1 protein-coding gene is annotated in these 406 nt (G+C 59.9%); it reads left to right on the forward strand.

All coding sequences use genetic code 11. From position 1 onward, the window contains the following. The coding region (locus GVL03_RS21290; protein WP_200847416.1) for a toxic anion resistance protein at positions 1-406 on the forward strand (406 nt) is incomplete at both ends.

The following is a 406-nucleotide window of genomic DNA, read 5'->3' on the forward strand; positions in this document are numbered from 1 at the left end:
TATCTACCCACAGCGCGCGCTTTGCCGATCAGCTCCTCGACCAAGTCCGAAACCGAGATCTCGATCAGTCGGGCGAGAAGCTCACCCAAGTGCTCTCGGTGGCGTCGTCGCTGAATCTGGGTGCTCTTTCCGACAACCGCTCACGCATCCCCATCATCGGGCCGCTGCTCGACAAGATCCGTCTGCAGAAAAACAACTTCATGAGCAACTTCGACTCCACGAGCGAGCAGATCGAAAAGCTCGTCGGCGAGGTGGCCGAGACACAGGGGAACCTGTCGAAGCGGATCAAGGACTTCGACGTGGCTTTCGACGCGGTGAGTGATGAGCATCGTCTGCTGGGCATTCACATCGCTGCGGCGCGAATCGGCCTGCAGGCAATGCTTCAGCGCGCCGAAGGGATGCGGTC

This window comes from Microbacterium sp. 18062 (assembly GCF_902706225.1).
GTDB lineage: Bacteria > Actinomycetota > Actinomycetes > Actinomycetales > Microbacteriaceae > Microbacterium.